The organism is Staphylococcus sp. GDB9P120P (assembly GCF_017893435.1).
GTDB lineage: Bacteria > Bacillota > Bacilli > Staphylococcales > Staphylococcaceae > Staphylococcus > Staphylococcus cohnii.
On the sequence record NZ_JAESNB010000002.1, the window covers coordinates 106,076 to 123,613 of the forward strand.

13 protein-coding genes, 1 pseudogene, 1 riboswitch and 1 other annotated feature are annotated in these 17,538 nt (G+C 35.0%); of the genes and pseudogenes, 13 read left to right on the forward strand and 1 reads right to left on the reverse strand.

Annotated features, from left to right (window positions below):
* Positions 1–5: 5 nt before the first annotated feature.
* The 5 genes and pseudogenes from yaaA to KA856_RS13970 all read left to right on the forward strand — a co-directional run.
* Complete coding sequence (gene yaaA / locus KA856_RS00530) at positions 6–239, forward strand: S4 domain-containing protein YaaA (protein WP_191904817.1); 234 nt, start codon at positions 6–8, stop codon at positions 237–239.
* On the forward strand, positions 236–1,351 hold the full coding sequence (gene recF / locus KA856_RS00535) for a DNA replication/repair protein RecF (RefSeq protein ID WP_019467931.1): 1,116 nt from the start codon (positions 236–238) through the stop codon (positions 1,349–1,351). The genes yaaA and recF overlap by 4 nt, the downstream gene beginning before the upstream one ends.
* A gap of 12 nt (positions 1,352–1,363) precedes the next feature.
* A complete protein-coding gene (gyrB, locus tag KA856_RS00540) occupies positions 1,364–3,304 on the forward strand; it encodes a DNA topoisomerase (ATP-hydrolyzing) subunit B (RefSeq protein WP_182478554.1) in 1,941 nt (646 codons plus the stop codon).
* A gap of 35 nt (positions 3,305–3,339) precedes the next feature.
* Complete coding sequence (gyrA, locus tag KA856_RS00545; protein ID WP_107504566.1) at positions 3,340–6,027, forward strand: DNA gyrase subunit A; 2,688 nt, start codon at positions 3,340–3,342, stop codon at positions 6,025–6,027.
* 420 nt (positions 6,028–6,447) lie between these two features.
* Positions 6,448–6,645, forward strand: a pseudogene (locus KA856_RS13970) (transposase); the annotation flags it as partial.
* A gap of 188 nt (positions 6,646–6,833) precedes the next feature.
* On the opposite strand, the gene KA856_RS00555 reads toward KA856_RS13970, so the two are convergent.
* Positions 6,834–7,649: an NAD(P)H-hydrate dehydratase gene (locus KA856_RS00555; RefSeq protein WP_432582164.1), complete on the reverse strand. Its 816-nt coding sequence runs from the start codon at positions 7,647–7,649 to the stop codon at positions 6,834–6,836.
* A gap of 376 nt (positions 7,650–8,025) precedes the next feature.
* Here KA856_RS00555 and hutH point away from each other — a divergent pair, with 376 nt between their 5' ends.
* The 8 genes from hutH to rplI all read left to right on the forward strand — a co-directional run bounded on the left by hutH (position 8,026) and on the right by rplI (position 17,520).
* Positions 8,026–9,528: a histidine ammonia-lyase gene (hutH, locus tag KA856_RS00560; RefSeq protein ID WP_150821830.1), complete on the forward strand. Its 1,503-nt coding sequence runs from the start codon at positions 8,026–8,028 to the stop codon at positions 9,526–9,528.
* A 97-nt stretch (positions 9,529–9,625) separates the two neighbouring features.
* Positions 9,626–9,816 (forward strand) — a binding site (T-box leader).
* Positions 9,817–9,881: 65 nt separating this feature from the next.
* Positions 9,882–11,171 carry a serine--tRNA ligase gene (gene serS, locus KA856_RS00565; RefSeq protein ID WP_210138360.1) on the forward strand — a complete coding sequence of 430 codons (1,290 nt, stop codon included), beginning with the start codon at positions 9,882–9,884 and terminating at the stop codon, positions 11,169–11,171.
* Positions 11,172–11,613: 442 nt separating this feature from the next.
* Positions 11,614–12,309, forward strand: a complete 696-nt coding sequence (locus KA856_RS00570; RefSeq protein ID WP_019468520.1) for an AzlC family ABC transporter permease — start codon at positions 11,614–11,616, stop codon at positions 12,307–12,309.
* Entirely contained in the window at positions 12,306–12,635 is a 330-nt protein-coding gene (locus KA856_RS00575) for an AzlD domain-containing protein (protein WP_150821832.1), read from the forward strand. Before KA856_RS00570 ends, KA856_RS00575 begins: the two co-directional genes overlap by 4 nt.
* Before the next feature lie 127 nt (positions 12,636–12,762).
* Positions 12,763–12,862, forward strand: a riboswitch (SAM riboswitch).
* 61 nt (positions 12,863–12,923) lie between these two features.
* A complete protein-coding gene (gene metX, locus KA856_RS00580) occupies positions 12,924–13,892 on the forward strand; it encodes a homoserine O-acetyltransferase MetX (RefSeq protein ID WP_019468522.1) in 969 nt (322 codons plus the stop codon).
* Between the two features lie 276 nt (positions 13,893–14,168).
* On the forward strand, positions 14,169–15,095 hold the full coding sequence (locus KA856_RS00585; protein ID WP_191904818.1) for a DUF2232 domain-containing protein: 927 nt from the start codon (positions 14,169–14,171) through the stop codon (positions 15,093–15,095).
* 14 nt (positions 15,096–15,109) lie between these two features.
* Positions 15,110–17,077: a DHH family phosphoesterase gene (locus tag KA856_RS00590; RefSeq protein ID WP_107386092.1), complete on the forward strand. Its 1,968-nt coding sequence runs from the start codon at positions 15,110–15,112 to the stop codon at positions 17,075–17,077.
* Positions 17,074–17,520, forward strand: a complete 447-nt coding sequence (rplI, locus tag KA856_RS00595; protein WP_019468525.1) for a 50S ribosomal protein L9 — start codon at positions 17,074–17,076, stop codon at positions 17,518–17,520. The genes KA856_RS00590 and rplI overlap by 4 nt, the downstream gene beginning before the upstream one ends.
* The last annotated feature ends 18 nt before the right edge of the window (positions 17,521–17,538 follow it).

Here is a 17,538-nt window from a genome sequence, read left to right on the forward strand (position 1 = left end):
ATGGAGTGATTGATTTGGTTGAAGAAGTAATTGTTGATGGAGACATTACTTTAGGGCAATTTCTAAAGACAGAAGGTATTATTGAATCTGGTGGTCAAGCGAAATGGTTCCTGCAAGATTTTGAAGTAATGATCAATGGTGGGCGCGAAATGCGTCGTGGTAAAAAATTAAACCATCAAGATAACATCGTTATACCAGAAGTCGGTTCATTTTTGATTATACATCAAGGTGAAGAATGAAACTAAAGACACTCCAGCTAGACAATTATCGTAACTATGAGTCAATTACTCTAAATTGTCACCCTGAAGTCAATATATTGATTGGCGAGAATGCGCAAGGGAAGACTAATTTATTGGAATCTATTTATACACTAGCATTAGCCAAAAGTCACAGAACATCAAATGATAAAGAACTCATACGTTTTGATCGAGACTATGCTAAAATAGAGGGTGAACTCAGTTATAGATATGGAGAAATGCCTTTAACGATGTTTATAACTAAAAAGGGTAAGCAGGTTAAAATCAATCACTTAGAACAAAGTAGACTGACACAATATATCGGTCACTTAAACGTTGTCTTGTTTGCACCTGAAGATTTGAATATTGTCAAAGGCGCACCTCAAATAAGACGTAGATTTATAGATATGGAACTTGGACAAATTTCAGCTGTATATTTAAATGATTTGTCTCAATATCAAAGAATTTTAAAACAAAAGAATAATTATTTGAAGCAATTGCAATATGGTCAAAAGACTGACAGCACTATGCTTGATGTCTTAAACCAACAATTTGCAACATATGCACTCAAAGTTACATTAAGACGTGAACATTTTATTAAAGAACTTGAATCATTAGCCAAACCTATTCATTCTGGTATTACAGACGAGAATGAAACACTATCATTAAGGTACCTTCCTAGTATCAAATTAGATGCGGAAGAAAAAAGTGAGACGGAACGCTTAGAGGAAGTCTTAACTTTACTAGATGATAATAAAGATCGTGAAAAAGATAGAGGTGTCTGTTTGTTTGGCCCTCACAGAGATGATTTAGGTTTCAACGTAAATGGTATGGATGCTCAAACTTACGGTTCGCAAGGACAGCAAAGAACGACGGCTTTATCAATCAAACTTGCAGAAATCGAACTGATGAATATTGAGGTAGGTGAGTATCCCATCCTATTACTAGATGATGTGTTAAGTGAATTAGATGATTCACGTCAGTCTCATTTATTGAGCACAATTCAACACAAGGTGCAGACATTTGTGACGACAACATCAGTTGATGGCATTGATCATGAAATTATGAAAAACGCTAAACTTTATCGCATTAATAATGGCGAAATTATAAAGTAACGGAAAGTGAAGGTGGAAGCATTGTCAGATGTGAACAACACGGAAGATTATGGTGCTGGTCAGATTCAGGTATTAGAAGGTCTAGAAGCGGTTCGTAAGAGACCAGGTATGTATATAGGCTCAACTTCAGAAAGAGGACTACATCACTTAGTTTGGGAAATTGTTGATAACAGTATTGACGAAGCACTTGCAGGTTATGCTGACCAAATCGACGTTATTATTGAAGAAGATAATTGGATAAAAGTAACAGACAATGGTCGTGGTATTCCTGTTGGTATACAAGAAAAAATGGGACGACCTGCCGTTGAGGTTATTCTAACTGTACTACACGCTGGTGGTAAATTCGGCGGTGGCGGTTATAAAGTTTCCGGTGGTCTACATGGTGTAGGTTCTTCTGTTGTAAATGCTTTATCAGAAGATTTGGAAGTGTATGTATACAAGGATGAAAATATATATCATCAAGCATATAAAAAAGGCATACCTCAGTTTGATTTAAAAATCATTGGTGAAACTGATGAAAGTACTGGTTCTACAGGTACTGCGATTCGTTTTAAAGCTGATCCTGAGATATTCACTGAAACAACAACATATAATTATGAAGTATTGCAACAACGTATCAGAGAACTGGCGTTTTTAAATAAAGGTATCTCAATTACATTAAGAGATGAAAGAGAAGAAGAGGTTCGTGAAGATACTTATCACTACGAAGGTGGTATAAAATCTTACGTTGAAATGTTAAATGAAAATAAAGAACCTATTCATGAAGAACCGATTTATGTACATCAATCAAAAGATGATATTGAAGTTGAAATCGCGCTTCAATACAATAAAGGCTATGCTACAAATCTTTTAACATACGCGAATAATATTCACACTTATGAAGGTGGTACTCATGAAGAAGGCTTTAAACGAGCGCTCTCTCGTGTGTTAAATAGCTACGGTCTTAACAGTAAAATCATGAAAGAAGATAAAGAAAGACTTTCAGGTGAAGATACACGTGAAGGCTTAACGGCTGTTGTTTCAATCAAACATGGTGACCCACAATTTGAAGGACAAACTAAAACTAAACTAGGTAACTCCGAAGTACGTCAAGTTGTTGATCGTACATTCTCCGAGTTGTTTGAACGCTTTTTATACGAAAATCCACAAGTAGGCCGAACAATCGTAGAAAAAGGGATTATGGCATCACAAGCACGTCTTGCAGCTAAAAAAGCGCGTGAAGTGACACGTCGTAAGTCTGCGTTAGAAATTTCAAGTTTACCAGGGAAACTTGCAGATTGTTCTAGTAAAGACCCTTCTCGAAGTGAAATTTTCATCGTCGAAGGTGACTCTGCCGGAGGGTCTACAAAATCTGGTCGTGACTCAGAAACGCAAGCCATTTTACCATTACGTGGTAAGATATTGAACGTTGAAAAAGCACGTTTAGATAGAATTTTAAATAATAATGAAATACGTTCTATGATTACTGCTTTTGGTACTGGTATTGGTGGAGAGTTTGATTTAAGTAAGGCACGCTATCACAAGATTATCCTTATGACAGATGCCGATGTTGATGGTGCACATATTAGAACTTTATTATTAACATTCTTTTATCGCTTTATGAGACCGTTAATTGAAGCTGGATATGTTTATATTGCACAACCACCATTATTCAAATTGACACAAGGTAAACAGAAATACTATGTGTTTAACGAACGTGAATTAGAAAAACTTAAAGCTCAATTGGATCCAAGTCCAAAATGGTCTATTGCACGTTACAAAGGTCTTGGTGAAATGAATGCTGATCAATTATGGGAAACAACTATGAATCCAGAAAACAGAGCTATGTTACAAGTATCATTAGATGATGCGATTGAAGCTGACCAAGTTTTTGAAATGTTAATGGGCGATGTTGTTGAGAACCGTAGACAGTTTATTGAAGATAATGCAGTTTATGCAAACTTAGATTTCTAAGACAATGAACTGAATTTTTGAAGGAGGATATCTTGATGGCTGAATTACCTGAATCAAGAATAAATGAACGAAATATAACGAATGAGATGCGTGAATCGTTCCTAGATTATGCGATGAGCGTTATCGTTTCACGTGCGCTACCAGATGTTAGAGATGGTTTAAAACCAGTACATCGACGTATACTTTACGGCTTACACGAACAAGGTATGACACCTGATAAATCATATAAGAAATCTGCGCGTATTGTTGGGGACGTTATGGGTAAATATCACCCTCACGGAGACTCCTCAATTTACGAAGCTATGGTTAGAATGGCCCAGGACTTCAGCTATCGATATCCTTTAATTGATGGCCAAGGTAACTTTGGTTCTATGGATGGTGATGGTGCAGCGGCGATGCGTTATACAGAAGCGCGTATGTCTAAAATCACACTCGAAATGTTGAGAGATATTAACAAAGATACGATTGATTTTGTTGATAACTATGACGGTAACGAAAGAGAGCCGGCAGTCTTACCTTCAAGATTTCCAAATTTACTTGTAAACGGTGCATCAGGTATCGCAGTAGGTATGGCAACTAATATACCTCCACATAACTTGACTGAAGTAATCAATGGCGTATTAAGTTTAAGCTATAATCCAGATATTACGATTGCAGAATTAATGGAAGATGTTCAAGGGCCAGACTTCCCTACAGCAGGTATTATTCTTGGTAAAAGTGGTATACGCCGTGCATTTGAAACTGGACGTGGTTCAGTTCAAATGAGAGCAAGAGCTGAAATTGAAGAACGTGGTGGCGGTCGTCAACGTATCGTTGTAACAGAGGTTCCATATCAAGTAAATAAGGCCCGCATGATTGAAAAAATTGCTGAATTAGCACGTGATAAAAAAATCGATGGCATTACAGATTTACGTGACGAAACAAGTTTACGTACTGGCGTGCGTGTTGTGGTTGACATACGTAAAGATGCCAATGCCAGTGTTGTATTAAATAACTTGTATAAACAGACACCATTACAAACGTCATTTGGTGTTAACATGATTGCTTTAGTTGATGGCAGACCGAAATTGATTAACCTTAAAGAAGCATTGGTTGAATATCTTGAACATCAAAAGATAGTTGTAAGAAGAAGAACAGAATACAACTTGAAGAAGGCACAAGACCGTGCACATATTTTAGAAGGCTTAAGAATTGCTTTAGATCACATTGATGAAATTATTCGTGTGATCCGTGAATCTGATACAGATAAAGTTGCAATGGTAAGCTTGCAAGAACAATTTAAACTTACTGAACGACAAGCGCAAGCCATCCTTGATATGCGATTAAGACGTCTAACAGGTTTAGAAAGAGATAAAATTGAATCTGAGTATAATGAATTAATTGCATATATAGAAGAATTAAAAGCGATTCTTGCAGACGAAGAAAAACTATTACAACTTGTTCGTGATGAGTTAATTGATGTTCGTGAACGCTATGGTGACGAACGTAAAACAGAAATTCAAATGGGTGGTCTCGACAATATTGAAGACGAAGACCTAATCCCAGAAGAACAAATCGTCATCACATTAAGTCACAATAACTATATTAAACGTCTACCCGTTTCAACATATAGAGCTCAACATCGCGGTGGTCGTGGTGTACAAGGTATGCAAACATTAGAAGAAGATTTTGTAAGTCAACTTGTTACATTGAGTACACACGATCATGTCTTATTCTTCACGAATAAAGGTAGAGTGTATAAACTTAAAGGTTATGAAGTGCCAGAACTCTCCCGTCAGTCTAAAGGTATCCCAGTAGTCAATGCGATTGAACTGGATAATGATGAAACGATTAGTACAATGATTGCCGTCAAAGATTTAGAAAGTGAAGAAGACTACTTAGTATTTGCAACGTTAAATGGTATCGTTAAACGTTCAGCATTACGTAATTTCTCACACATTAATAAAAACGGTAAGATTGCGATTGGTTTCAAAGAAGATGATGAATTGATTGCAGTGAGATTAACAGATGGTGAAGATGATGTATTAATCGGTACTGCTCATGGTTCTTTAATTCGCTTTAACGAAACTGCATTACGTCCTTTAGGTCGTACAGCTGCTGGTGTTAAAGGTATTACATTAAGAGAAGGCGACAGCGTCATTGGATTAGATGTTACTAAAGCAGAAACAGATGATGAAATTCTAGTCGTGACTGAAAATGGCTACGGTAAACGTACACCAGTTAGTGAATATCGTTTATCTAATCGTGGCGGTAAAGGTATTAAGACTGCTACGATTACAGAACGTAACGGTCAAGTTGTATGTATCACATCCGTCGAAGGTAAAGAAGACTTGATGATTGTTACAAATGCTGGTGTAATTATCCGTATCGGCGTTGAAGATATTTCACAAAATGGACGTGCAGCTCAAGGTGTAAGATTGATTAAATTAAACGACGATCAATTTGTTTCTACAGTTGCTAAAGTAGATGAAGAAGAAAAAGAAGCTGAAGAAATTGAACTTCAAGAAACAGAGAATGAACAAATTGAAGGCTCTTCAAGTGACGGTCAACAATCAGAATCTGTAGTAACTGATGATTTATCAGAAGGTATCGTTCATACCGAAGTTGAAGAAGATACAGATGAAGATGGTCGTCAAGAAGTGAGAAAAGACTTTATGGATCGTATCAATGAAGACATCGATAATAGTGATAATGAAGACACTGAAAACGAAGATGACGAATAATCTCAATTTCTATAAGTAAACCAACAGCTACATTTAAAATTGAAAAATTTAAATATACAAATGAATCTGGGACATAAATCCCTATTCTCAAATTAAGAGGGCCAATCCTTAATATGGATTGGTCCTCTTTATATTTAAAATATTACGATTTTGATCGTGCATGCTTGCCTGGGTATATGGCTCGAGCCTGTAGTCTCTCGCTCATATCATTTCCCCGGGCGTCAGCACGATGCAAAATCTCTATAAGTGATGTTTTTTAATACAATAGAAAAAAGCTTCATATTATTTAACTTATACAACTAATAGAAAGTCATATTTTTAATTAACCAAAAGATATAACTTAATATGAATACACACGATGGATGAGTCCATTTTATATAAAAATCTTACGATTTTGACTGTGCATGCTTGCCTGGGTATATGGCTCGAGCCTGTAGTCTCTCACTCATACTATTCCCCCGGGCGTCCGCACATTACAAAATCTCTAGTCATAAAATAGAAAAACTACTTAATGATTGTATCCGAATGATGTGGCTATCACAAAATCAAACGCCTTCTTCTAATACAATTAATCGTTTTAGAGTAAATACTAAAGTAGATGCCCTATTAACATCTTTAACTTTTTGTATTGACGGCACTTAATATTAGAAAAGTAGTAGTTCAAAGAAATAAATATAACCAAAACAATAATAAAAAAGGCAATTTCCATATTATTTCAATAGAAATTGCCTTTTCACTTGTCCAAGAACTTTATGTTCCAGACTCATTTTATTTTGGTTTAATATATTTATATCACAGGTGCTTATTTAACTTTCCAATGCTTTCATAGCATATGGAATTTCGCTAATTAAATGAGAAGGTGGTACGACATACATTTTCTTTGATAACTCTTCACCAATATAACTGTGTGTATAAGTAGCACTCGTAACCGCTTCTTTCGTGTCATTGAATTGACCTACAAAACTTGTAATCATACCGGCAAGTGTATCACCCATACCGCCTGTAGCCATCGCAGGTGTACCAATTGGTAGTTTGTAATCTCCGTTTTTGAAATAGATTTCAGTGCCGTGCATTTTTAATACAATCGTTGCTCCAATTCTATCAGCAGCTTCGCGATTACGTTCATAGGTTTGTTCTTCTATTGCGATACCACTTAAACGTTCCCACTCTTTTTGATGTGGTGTGAAAATAACATTGCAAGTTGGAATATCTGGCTTTAATTTACTAAATATAGTAATAGCATCTCCATCCACTATAAGTGTTTGGTGCGGTTGAATGTTTTGTAATAAGAACGTGATAGCATTATTTCCTTTGAAATCACACCCCAATCCAGGACCAATTAAGATACAATCTGTATTTTCAATCATTTTAGTGAGCATTTTAGTATCATTGATATCAATTACCATTGCTTCAGGACAACGTGAATGTAGCGCAGCATGGTTTGTTGGATGTGTAGCTACCGTAATTAAACCACTGCCACTATAGACACAAGCGCGTGCAGCAAGCATGATTGCCCCACCTAGATTCGCATTACCTCCAATTAAAAGAATTTTGCCATAATCACCTTTATGCGTTTCATCTTTACGTTTTGGAATGCTTACTGATGAAATTGTTTCCAACATTGAAACCCCCTTTAATCATATTAGTTATTTCAACTTTTAATTTGTATATTTGATCATTATTTTGTTGATTCGTAAGTTTGTACTTTTTGATAAGAATTATATATTTATAAGCTTTATGAAAGGTTTTCTCTGTAGCTTTTTTATTAATCTACTTTTTAAATACAATAGAAAATATTATACCTGCTTTGCATTTTAGTCAATAGGTAAAAGCATTAAGAATTTGTTTATTTTTAGAAATAATAAATTTGCCTTCTTTATCTTATTAAAATACTAATTTAATACCATGTTACGGATATGGACGAACCTATTGTTCTTAAAAATATGGAAGCGTATACTTTAATTAATTGAAAATCATCAGAAGTAAGGAGATGGGGAAATGACATTACAGCTTAATGGTGAAAATTTAACAATTAATGCAATTAAAGAATTTTTATATCAAAGTGATGATGTGAAAGTAACAGAGGATGCATATGAACGTGTAAAACAGAGCAGGGTAACAGTAGAAAAGATTATAGATGATAAAGAAACAATTTATGGTATAACGACTGGATTTGGTTTATTCAGTGATGTGCGTATTGATGAGGGAGAATATAACCAATTACAAGTAAATTTAATTCGTTCACATGCATGTGGTATCGGAAAACCTTTTTCACAGGATGTCGCGTTAGTGATGATGATTTTACGTCTAAACACATTGCTAAAAGGTCATTCTGGTGTGACAATCGATTTAGTGAATCAAATCATATATTTTATTAACAATAGAATTATTCCAGTCATTCCACAACAGGGGTCTCTTGGTGCTTCAGGTGATTTAGCACCACTTTCACATTTAGCTTTGGCATTGATTGGAGAAGGTAGCGTCTATTATAAAGGTGAAGAAGTAGACAGTCGGTATGTCTTAAATTTATTAAATCGTGAACCTTTGAGCTTACAGGCTAAAGAAGGTCTTGCTTTAATTAATGGTACGCAAGCTATGACTGCACAAGGTGTAATTAATTATATAGAAGCGGAAGATATTGGTTACCAAGCGGAGTGGATTGCTGCTCTTACGCATCAAGCATTAAATGGTATTACTGATGCATATCATGAAAAAGTGCATCGCGTCCGAAATTTTCCAGAACAGATAGATGTTGCTTCGCGCATGTTAGACTGGCTTGAAGGTTCTAAATTAACAACGACACAGGGAGAAATTCGGGTACAAGATGCTTATACATTACGCTGTATTCCACAAATACATGGCGCAAGCTTCCAAATTTTTAATTATGTAAAAGAAAAGCTTGAATTTGAAATGAATGCGGCGAACGATAATCCATTAATATTTGATGAAGATGATGAGACATTAGTTATTTCTGGAGGTAATTTCCATGGTCAACCGATTGCATTCGCGTTAGACTTCTTAAAGTTAGGCGTAAGTGAATTAGCCAATGTTTCAGAAAGACGTTTAGAGAGATTAGTAAACCCACAATTGAACAATGGTTTACCGGCGTTTTTAAGCCCTCAACCGGGTTTACAGAGTGGTGCAATGATCATGCAATATGCAGCTGCAAGTCTTGTTTCGGAAAATAAGACACTCGCACACCCAGCTAGTGTAGATTCTATTCCATCATCAGCTAATCAAGAAGACCACGTTTCTATGGGGACGATTGCTTCACGCCATGGTTACCAAATGATTGAAAATGCACGACGTGTTTTAGCAATAGAAACAATCATCGCACTTCAAGCAGTAGAATATAAAGATATTGAAAAATTATCACCTAAAACCTATGAAAAATATCAAGCTTTACGAAAAGTGGTACCATCTATCACTGAAGACCGCCAATTTCATAAAGACATAGAAGCTGTTTCACAGTATTTATTAGATCACGCTTATGCTAATTAAGGTTGAGTGAATTTTTAATGAACATTCAGCGATTGCATATCCTTGGCCTTGAAAAGTGATAGGTTATTTGCTATATTAAAATCAAGTTAATAAAGCTATTGTTCGTAGGCTAAGTAGTATTGTACTTCTGGTTTCAGAGAGCTTGTGGTTAGTGAGAACAAGTAATCAGGGTCAATGTGAATCTACCTACTATATGAGAACAATCGGGTTTAACCGTTATTTTGGTGAAAGTGCAGTCTCTTTTGGCTGTTAAATAGGGTGGCAACGCGTAAAGACCACGTCCCTTGTGCAGGGATGTGGTCTTTTTTGTGTTCTATTCTTAAAAAATAGAAATTGAAAGGATGGAAAATGACATGTTAGACATTAAACTATTTCGTAATGACCCAGAGTTTTTAAAAGACAAAGTTGCAAAACGTGGTATGGATACAAAAGTAGTAGATGATGTATTATCACTTGATGACAAGCGCCGTGAATTAATTCGTAAAGCTGAGGAAATGAAAGCTGAACGTAACAAAGTGAGCGGTGAAATTGCGGAAAAAAAACGCAATAAAGAAAATGCAGATGATGTTATTGCGGAAATGAGAAAATTAGGTGACGACATCAAACTGTTAGATAATGATTTAAATAATGTGGATAAAGAGCTAGAAGACTTATTATCTCGTATTCCAAATACAATTCATGATGATGTGCCTGTGGGTGATTCTGATGAAGAGAATGTAGAATTAAAGCGTTGGGGTACACCAAGAAAATTTGATTTTGATGAAAAAGCACACTGGGATTTAGTAGAGTCATTACAAATGGCTAATTTTGAACGCGGTGCAAAAGTTTCTGGTGCAAGATTTGTGTTCTTAACTGGCGAAGGTGCACAGTTAGAAAGAGCATTAATGAACTATATGGTCACGAAACATACGACGCAACATGGTTACACAGAAATGATGGTACCACAATTAGTAAATGCTGATTCAATGTACGGTACTGGACAATTACCAAAATTTGAAGAAGATTTATTCAAAATTGAAAAAGAAGGATTATATACAATACCAACGGCAGAAGTACCATTAACGAATTATTATCGTAATGAAATTATTGGTCCGGATGTCTTTCCTGCTAAATTCACAGCGCAATCAGCGTGTTATCGTAGTGAAGCGGGTTCAGCTGGTAGAGATACAAGAGGGTTAATCCGTTTACACCAATTCGATAAAGTAGAGATGGTACGTTTTGAAAAACCAGAAGACTCTTGGCAAGCATTAGAAGAAATGACAGAACATGCAGAAGCAATTTTAGAAGAGTTAGGCTTACCGTATCGTAGAGTTATTTTATGTACAGGTGACATAGGCTTTGGCTCAAGTAAAACTTATGACTTAGAAGTTTGGTTACCAAGCTATAATGAGTACAAAGAAATTAGCTCTTGCTCAAATATTACTGATTTCCAAGCACGTCGTTCTAACATTCGTTTTAAACGTGATAAAACAGCAAAACCAGAATTAGTGCACACATTGAATGGTAGTGGTTTAGCAGTAGGACGTACGTTTGCTGCAATCGTAGAAAACTATCAAAATGAAGATGGTTCAGTTACTATTCCAGATGCATTAGTACCATATATGGGTGGTAAAACAGTGATTCACCCAGTTAAAGAAAAATAAGATTAGTTGTAATGAATATCATCAGCGGTATTTGAGTTAGCTCAAGTGTTGAACTTTCAAAATAGATGCTACAAAATGATGAAATGCAAATAGAGGTTGAGACAAATGGATGTCTCAACCTCTCATTTTATATGAACAATGATCCTTCTGATCTTCTAAATACCTTAAATACTTTTAAAGTAAAGAAAGGGTAGGGGAGGTGTTAAATATCTCGTTTTGTAGGTTATCTCATTTATTGAAGGCCTTATTTTATTCAAAAAATGAGAGGTAAGTCTAAAATAATAACACAATATTCTAGAATTTAAAATACTATAATAACAGTATTTTTAGACAAACGTAAGCCTTAGGTTATACATACGTCGGTCTAAAAACATTGAATGTATATTTCAGTTTGTATTAAACTAATTCTATTATTTTTATAAAATGTGTGGGAGGTGGCATGATGGCAACACATTTAACTTTTAAGCAAGGTGTAAAAGAATGTGTACCGACTTTGTTAGGTTATGCTGGTGTTGGTCTTTCATTTGGTATTGTTGCAGTTGCTTCAGGTTTCAATTTGATTGAAATCATTTTATTATGCTTACTTGTCTATGCTGGCGCGGCACAATTCATTATTTGTGCGTTAGTCATTGCTGGAACTCCAATTTCTGCAATTGTATTAACGACATTTATTGTAAATTCTAGGATGTTTTTATTAAGTATGACCTTAGCGCCAAGTTATAAAGGATATGGGTTTTGGAACCGTATAGGTATGTCTTCTTTGATTACAGATGAAACATTTGGTGTCGCTATTACACCACATCTAAAAGGTGAAAAAATCAATGATCGATGGCTGCATGGATTAAATATCACAGCTTATTTATTTTGGACATTTGCAAGTGTTGTTGGTGCTGTTTTTGGTAAATACATAACAAACCCAGATGCATTTGGGTTAGATTTTGCTATTACTGCAATGTTTATATTCTTAGCTGTTTCCCAATTTGATGCTATTAAGCAATCACAATTTAAAACATATTTAGTATTAATTGTTTGTGTGATCATATTAATGCTCATTTTAAGTTTCTTTATGCCTTCATATGTAGCAATTATCTTAGCTTCGACAATTACTGCGGGGTTAGGGGTGGTGATCGATAAATGACAACGACCTTACATATGCTATTAATCATTGTTTTATGTGGTGTGGTCACTTGGTTAACACGAATTATACCGTTTATATTAATTACAAAAATTAAACTATCTGAGACAGTTGTAAAGTGGCTTTCCTTCATTCCTATTACATTATTTACGGCATTGATTGTAGACGGCGTCCTAGAACAACATGAAGGTTCAATGGTGTATAGTATTAATTTACCGTTTTTAGTGACGATGCTTCTAACAATAATCATTGCCATTATTACACGGAGTTTAACGATTACGATTGTCAGTGGTATTTTAATAATGGCAGTTTTAAGATGGATATTTTAAATATATTATTGAAGTGGTTCACATTATCCGTTAGAATAGCAATAATTAGAAAATTTTGATAATTTTAAAGGAATACTTGTTAAAATAGATGTTTGATTTATACACAGCTTTTTACAATTAAAATTAAATCTTATTTCGAGAAGCAGAGGGACTTGGCCCAATGAAGCTTCAGCAACCGACTTTAGAAGCACGGTGCTAATACCAACGATTCGCTCGAATAATAAGTATTGTAACTTCTTACTTATTATAAATAGGTAGGAAGTTTTTTTACTAAGTAGGAGGTAAATGATGACAAATTATACGGTTGATACATTAGAATTGGGACCATTTACAACTGAATCAGGTGAAACGATCTTAAATTTAAAATTACGTTATGAACATGTTGGATATGAAGGGCAGCCACTTGTACTTGTATGCCATGCGCTGACAGGTAATCATTTGACATACGGGACGGATGACAATCCTGGTTGGTGGCGAGAGATTATAGATGGAGGGTACATGCCAATACATGATTATCAATTTTTAACATTCAACGTGATAGGTAGTCCATATGGCTCGAGTTCGCCACTTACAGATGCTGACTTCCCCACGCATTTAACATTGCGTGATATTGTCAATGCAATAGAATTAGGTATTCAAACATTAGGGTTTGATCGAATTAGTATTTTAATCGGTGGGTCTTTAGGAGGTATGCAAGCGCTGGAATTATTGTATAATCATAAATTTGAAGTAGATAAAGCAGTCATTTTAGCTGCAACAGACAAGACTTCCTCATATAGTCGCGCATTTAATGAAATTGCGAGACAGGCGATTCGATTAGATCATGGTGAAGGTATGAGTATTGCAAGACAACTTGGTTTCTTAACGTATCGTTCTTCTAAAAGTTACGATAGACGATTTACACCAGACCAAGTTGTAAACTACCAGAAGCATCAGGGAAATAAGTTCAAAAAGCACTTTGATCCATTGAGTTATTTAACCCTGCTAGACGTCTTAGATAGCCATGATATAGATAGAGATCGTACTGATGTAGATGAAGTGTTTGGACGTCTAGATACTAAAGTTATGACTATGGGTTTTACGGATGATTTATTATATCCAGACGATTTAGTATATGCTACAGGTGCACGATTTAAATATCATAAGCATTGCTTTGTGCCAGATAATGTAGGACATGATGGTTTCTTACTGAACTTTAATGATTGGGCACCCAATTTGTATCACTTTTTAAAAGTTTCTAAGTTCAAAAGAAAATGACGATATGCTACATTTTAGTTCATTTTGTATTATAAGACGTCTGGGATAGTTATTTTATACTTAAATGAAAGTGGAAATAACTGTGTTCCTATGATGTCTTATTTTTATGGTGAGTAAAATGTGAAATTTGAAGTTGGCGTTAACGAGGAGATGTAATTTAAAAAGGTGCTCATTTTCAGATTTTGTCGCTGATATTGAACTTCTGACAAAAAGAATTGTCAATAATTGTATAAAAGTTTTAAAGAGGTTAAAATAATAAACATAGACAAAAATTGTATAGGAGTGGCGAATTTGTTTTCTAAAATACATACTAAAGCCACTATACTTAGTGTAATCACGTTAATTATAGTAGCTTTAGCTTTACATATATTACCGCTACTTGGACTCGTGTTGAGTTTATTTGCAACAATTCCAGGTATTATTTTATGGCATAAATCTGTAGAATCTTTTGGCTTAACAGCAGTCATTACAGTTGTGCTAACTACGTTATTAGGTAATATATTCGTGTTAAGTATCATGATCCTCTTGTTCGTAGTGAGTGTTGTAGTGGGTCAATTATTAAAAGAACGTACATCAAAAGAACGTATACTTTATATAACAACAACGTTTATTAGTATCATTGCATTAATTGCATTTATGGTGTTACAAGCATTTAAAAAAATACCAAGTGCTGCATCATTAATCAAACCGATTAAAGAACAGATGTATAACATAATTTCTAGCGCTTCAGTCAACGCGGATTATAAACAAATGTTTGAAGAGGCTTTCCGCCAATCAGCAGTGCAACTACCAAGTTATATGATTGTTGGCGTATTTCTACTTATATTAATCAATTTAATTATCACTTTTCCAATCTTGCGTAAATTCAAAATCGCTACACCCATATTTAAACCATTATATGCTTGGCAAATGAAGCGTTCTATCTTATGGATGTATGTTATTGTATTAATTTGTGTTATGTTTTCAACGCAACCAAGTGCGTTTCAAACGATCGTCTTAAACTTTGAAATTGTGTTATCATTATGTATGTACATTCAGGGGTTAAGTGTGATTCACTTTTTCGGAAAAGCGAAATCAATGCCGCCAGCACTTACTGTGATATTAATGGTGATAGGGACAATTTTAATGCCATTAACACATATTGTGAGTCTCCTGGGATTTGTAGATTTATGTATCAATTTAAAACGTATCATTAAAAAATGATTTGAGGTGGAAAAATGAACCGTCAATCCACTAAAAAAGCGTTGATTTTACCATTTATTATTATGGTGCTTACAGCGATAGCGCTTGTCGTCGTTTGGTTTATTTTTAACCAATTGATTGCAGGTATAGCTACTGTTGTATTACTTATCATAATTGTAGGGACAGTATTGATGGTAAGACAAGCTTTACAAAAATTGGATAACTATGTAGATAATCTGAGTGGAAAAATCTCAGCAAGCAGTAATACTGCTATTAAAAGGTTACCTATTGGGATGATTATCTTAGATGAAAATGAAAACATAGAGTGGATGAACCAATTTATGTCGGATCGTCTAGATCGAAATGTCATTTCTGATCCAGTCAATGAAGTATATCCTAATATATTAAAACAGTTAGAAAAAACACAAGAAGTGGAAATTCAAGAAAATGAATATCACTATCGTGTAAGATATTCAGAAAAAGAACATGTATTGTATTTCTTCGACATTACTGAAGAAATACATACACAAGAGTTATATGAAGCATCTAAACCAATTATTGCAACACTGTTTTTAGATAACTATGATGAAATTACGCAAAATATGAATGATACACAACGTTCAGAAATTAACTCTATGGTTACCCGCGTCATAAGTAGATGGGCAACTGAATATGACATTTATTTCAAACGTTATAGTTCAGATCAATTTGTTGCTTATTTAAACCAACGCATTCTAAATGAAATCGAAGCATCTAATTTTAGTATACTGAGTCAATTACGTGAAAAAAGTGTGGGTTACCGTGCGCAATTGACATTAAGTATTGGTGTAGGTGAAGGTTCAGAGAACTTAATCGATTTAGGTGAATTATCTCAATCTGGACTTGATTTAGCACTAGGTCGTGGTGGTGACCAAGTTGCAATTAAGCATATGAACGGAAATGTGCGTTTCTATGGCGGTAAGACTGACCCTATGGAAAAACGTACACGTGTAAGAGCGCGTGTTATCTCTCATGCCTTAAAAGATATTTTAATGGAAGGCGACAAAGTCATCATTATGGGACATACGCGTCCAGACTTAGATGCTATAGGCGCAGCCATTGGTGTCTCAAGGTTCGCCATGATGAACAATTTAGATGCTTATATTGTGTTAAATGATTCAGATATTGATCCGACGCTGCGTCGTGTGATGAATGCAGTCGATGAAAAGCCTGAACTAAAAGAGCGTTTTATCACATCTGATGAAGCATGGGATGTCATGACGTCTAAGACAACTTTAGTAATTGTAGATACACATAAACCTGAAATGGTTATCGACGAAAATATATTAAACAAGGCAAATCGTAAAGTTGTGATCGATCATCATAGACGTGGTGAAAGCTTTATCTCTAGTCCATTACTTGTTTATATGGAACCATATGCAAGTTCAACTGCAGAGCTAGTGACTGAATTGCTAGAATACCAACCAACAGAACAACGATTAACACGTTTAGAGTCGACAATTATGTTTGCAGGTATTATTGTAGATACACGTAATTTCACATTACGTACAGGTTCAAGAACATTTGATGCGGCAAGTTATTTACGTGCACATGGTGCAGATACAATATTAACGCAGCATTTCTTGAAAGATGATTTAGATACGTACATTAATCGTACTGAATTAATCCAAACAGTGAAACTACAAGAGAACGGTGTCGCAATTGCACATGGTTCGAACGAAAAAATCTATCATCCTGTAACAGTTGCACAAGCAGCTGATGAACTGTTAAGTTTAGATGGTGTAGAAGCTTCGTATGTAGTTGCTAGAAGAGAAGATAATCTAGTCGGTATGTCTGCCCGATCACTCGGTGCAGTTAACGTTCAATTGACAATGGAAGCACTTGGTGGCGGTGGTCATTTAACTAATGCAGCTACACAATTAAAAGATGTCACTGTTGATGAAGCAATAGAACAATTACAACAAGCTATAACAGAACAAATGAGTAGGAGTGAAAATTCATGAAAGTAATATTCACACAAGATGTTAAAGGTAAAGGTAAAAAAGGCGAAGTTAAAGATGTACCTGTAGGCTATGCAAACAATTTCTTATTGAAGAAAAATTATGCAGTAGAAGCTACACCAGGTAATTTAAAACAGCTTGAAAAGAAAAATGAAGCTGCAGAAGCGGAACGCCAACAAGAAATTGAAGATGCTAAAAAATTAAAAGAAACATTAAGTCATATTGAAGTTGAAGTATCTGCTAAAACAGGTGATGCTGGAAAATTATTCGGTTCAGTTAGTACAAAACAAATCGCGCAAGCATTACAACAACAACATGATATTAAAATAGACAAGCGTAAAATGGATTTACCAAACGGTATACATGCATTGGGTTACACAAATGTACCAGTTAAATTAGATAAAGAAGTAGAAGGTACAATTCGTGTACACACAGTTGAACAATAAAAACGGATTGAGATATGA

What these genes read in the sequence shown, in the direction of transcription:
- KA856_RS00590 (WP_107386092.1), top strand. Translation starts at nt 15,110, where the DNA reads ATGAACCGTCAATCCACTAAAAAAGCGTTGATTTTACCATTTATTATT.
- metX (WP_019468522.1), top strand. Translation starts at nt 12,924, where the DNA reads ATGACAAATTATACGGTTGATACATTAGAATTGGGACCATTTACAACT.
- KA856_RS00555 (WP_432582164.1), bottom strand. Translation starts at nt 7,649, where the DNA reads ATGTTGGAAACAATTTCATCAGTAAGCATTCCAAAACGTAAAGATGAA.
- rplI (WP_019468525.1), top strand. Translation starts at nt 17,074, where the DNA reads ATGAAAGTAATATTCACACAAGATGTTAAAGGTAAAGGTAAAAAAGGC.
- gyrA (WP_107504566.1), top strand. Translation starts at nt 3,340, where the DNA reads ATGGCTGAATTACCTGAATCAAGAATAAATGAACGAAATATAACGAAT.
- KA856_RS00575 (WP_150821832.1), top strand. Translation starts at nt 12,306, where the DNA reads ATGACAACGACCTTACATATGCTATTAATCATTGTTTTATGTGGTGTG.
- KA856_RS00570 (WP_019468520.1), top strand. Translation starts at nt 11,614, where the DNA reads ATGGCAACACATTTAACTTTTAAGCAAGGTGTAAAAGAATGTGTACCG.
- serS (WP_210138360.1), top strand. Translation starts at nt 9,882, where the DNA reads ATGTTAGACATTAAACTATTTCGTAATGACCCAGAGTTTTTAAAAGAC.
- recF (WP_019467931.1), top strand. Translation starts at nt 236, where the DNA reads ATGAAACTAAAGACACTCCAGCTAGACAATTATCGTAACTATGAGTCA.
- hutH (WP_150821830.1), top strand. Translation starts at nt 8,026, where the DNA reads ATGACATTACAGCTTAATGGTGAAAATTTAACAATTAATGCAATTAAA.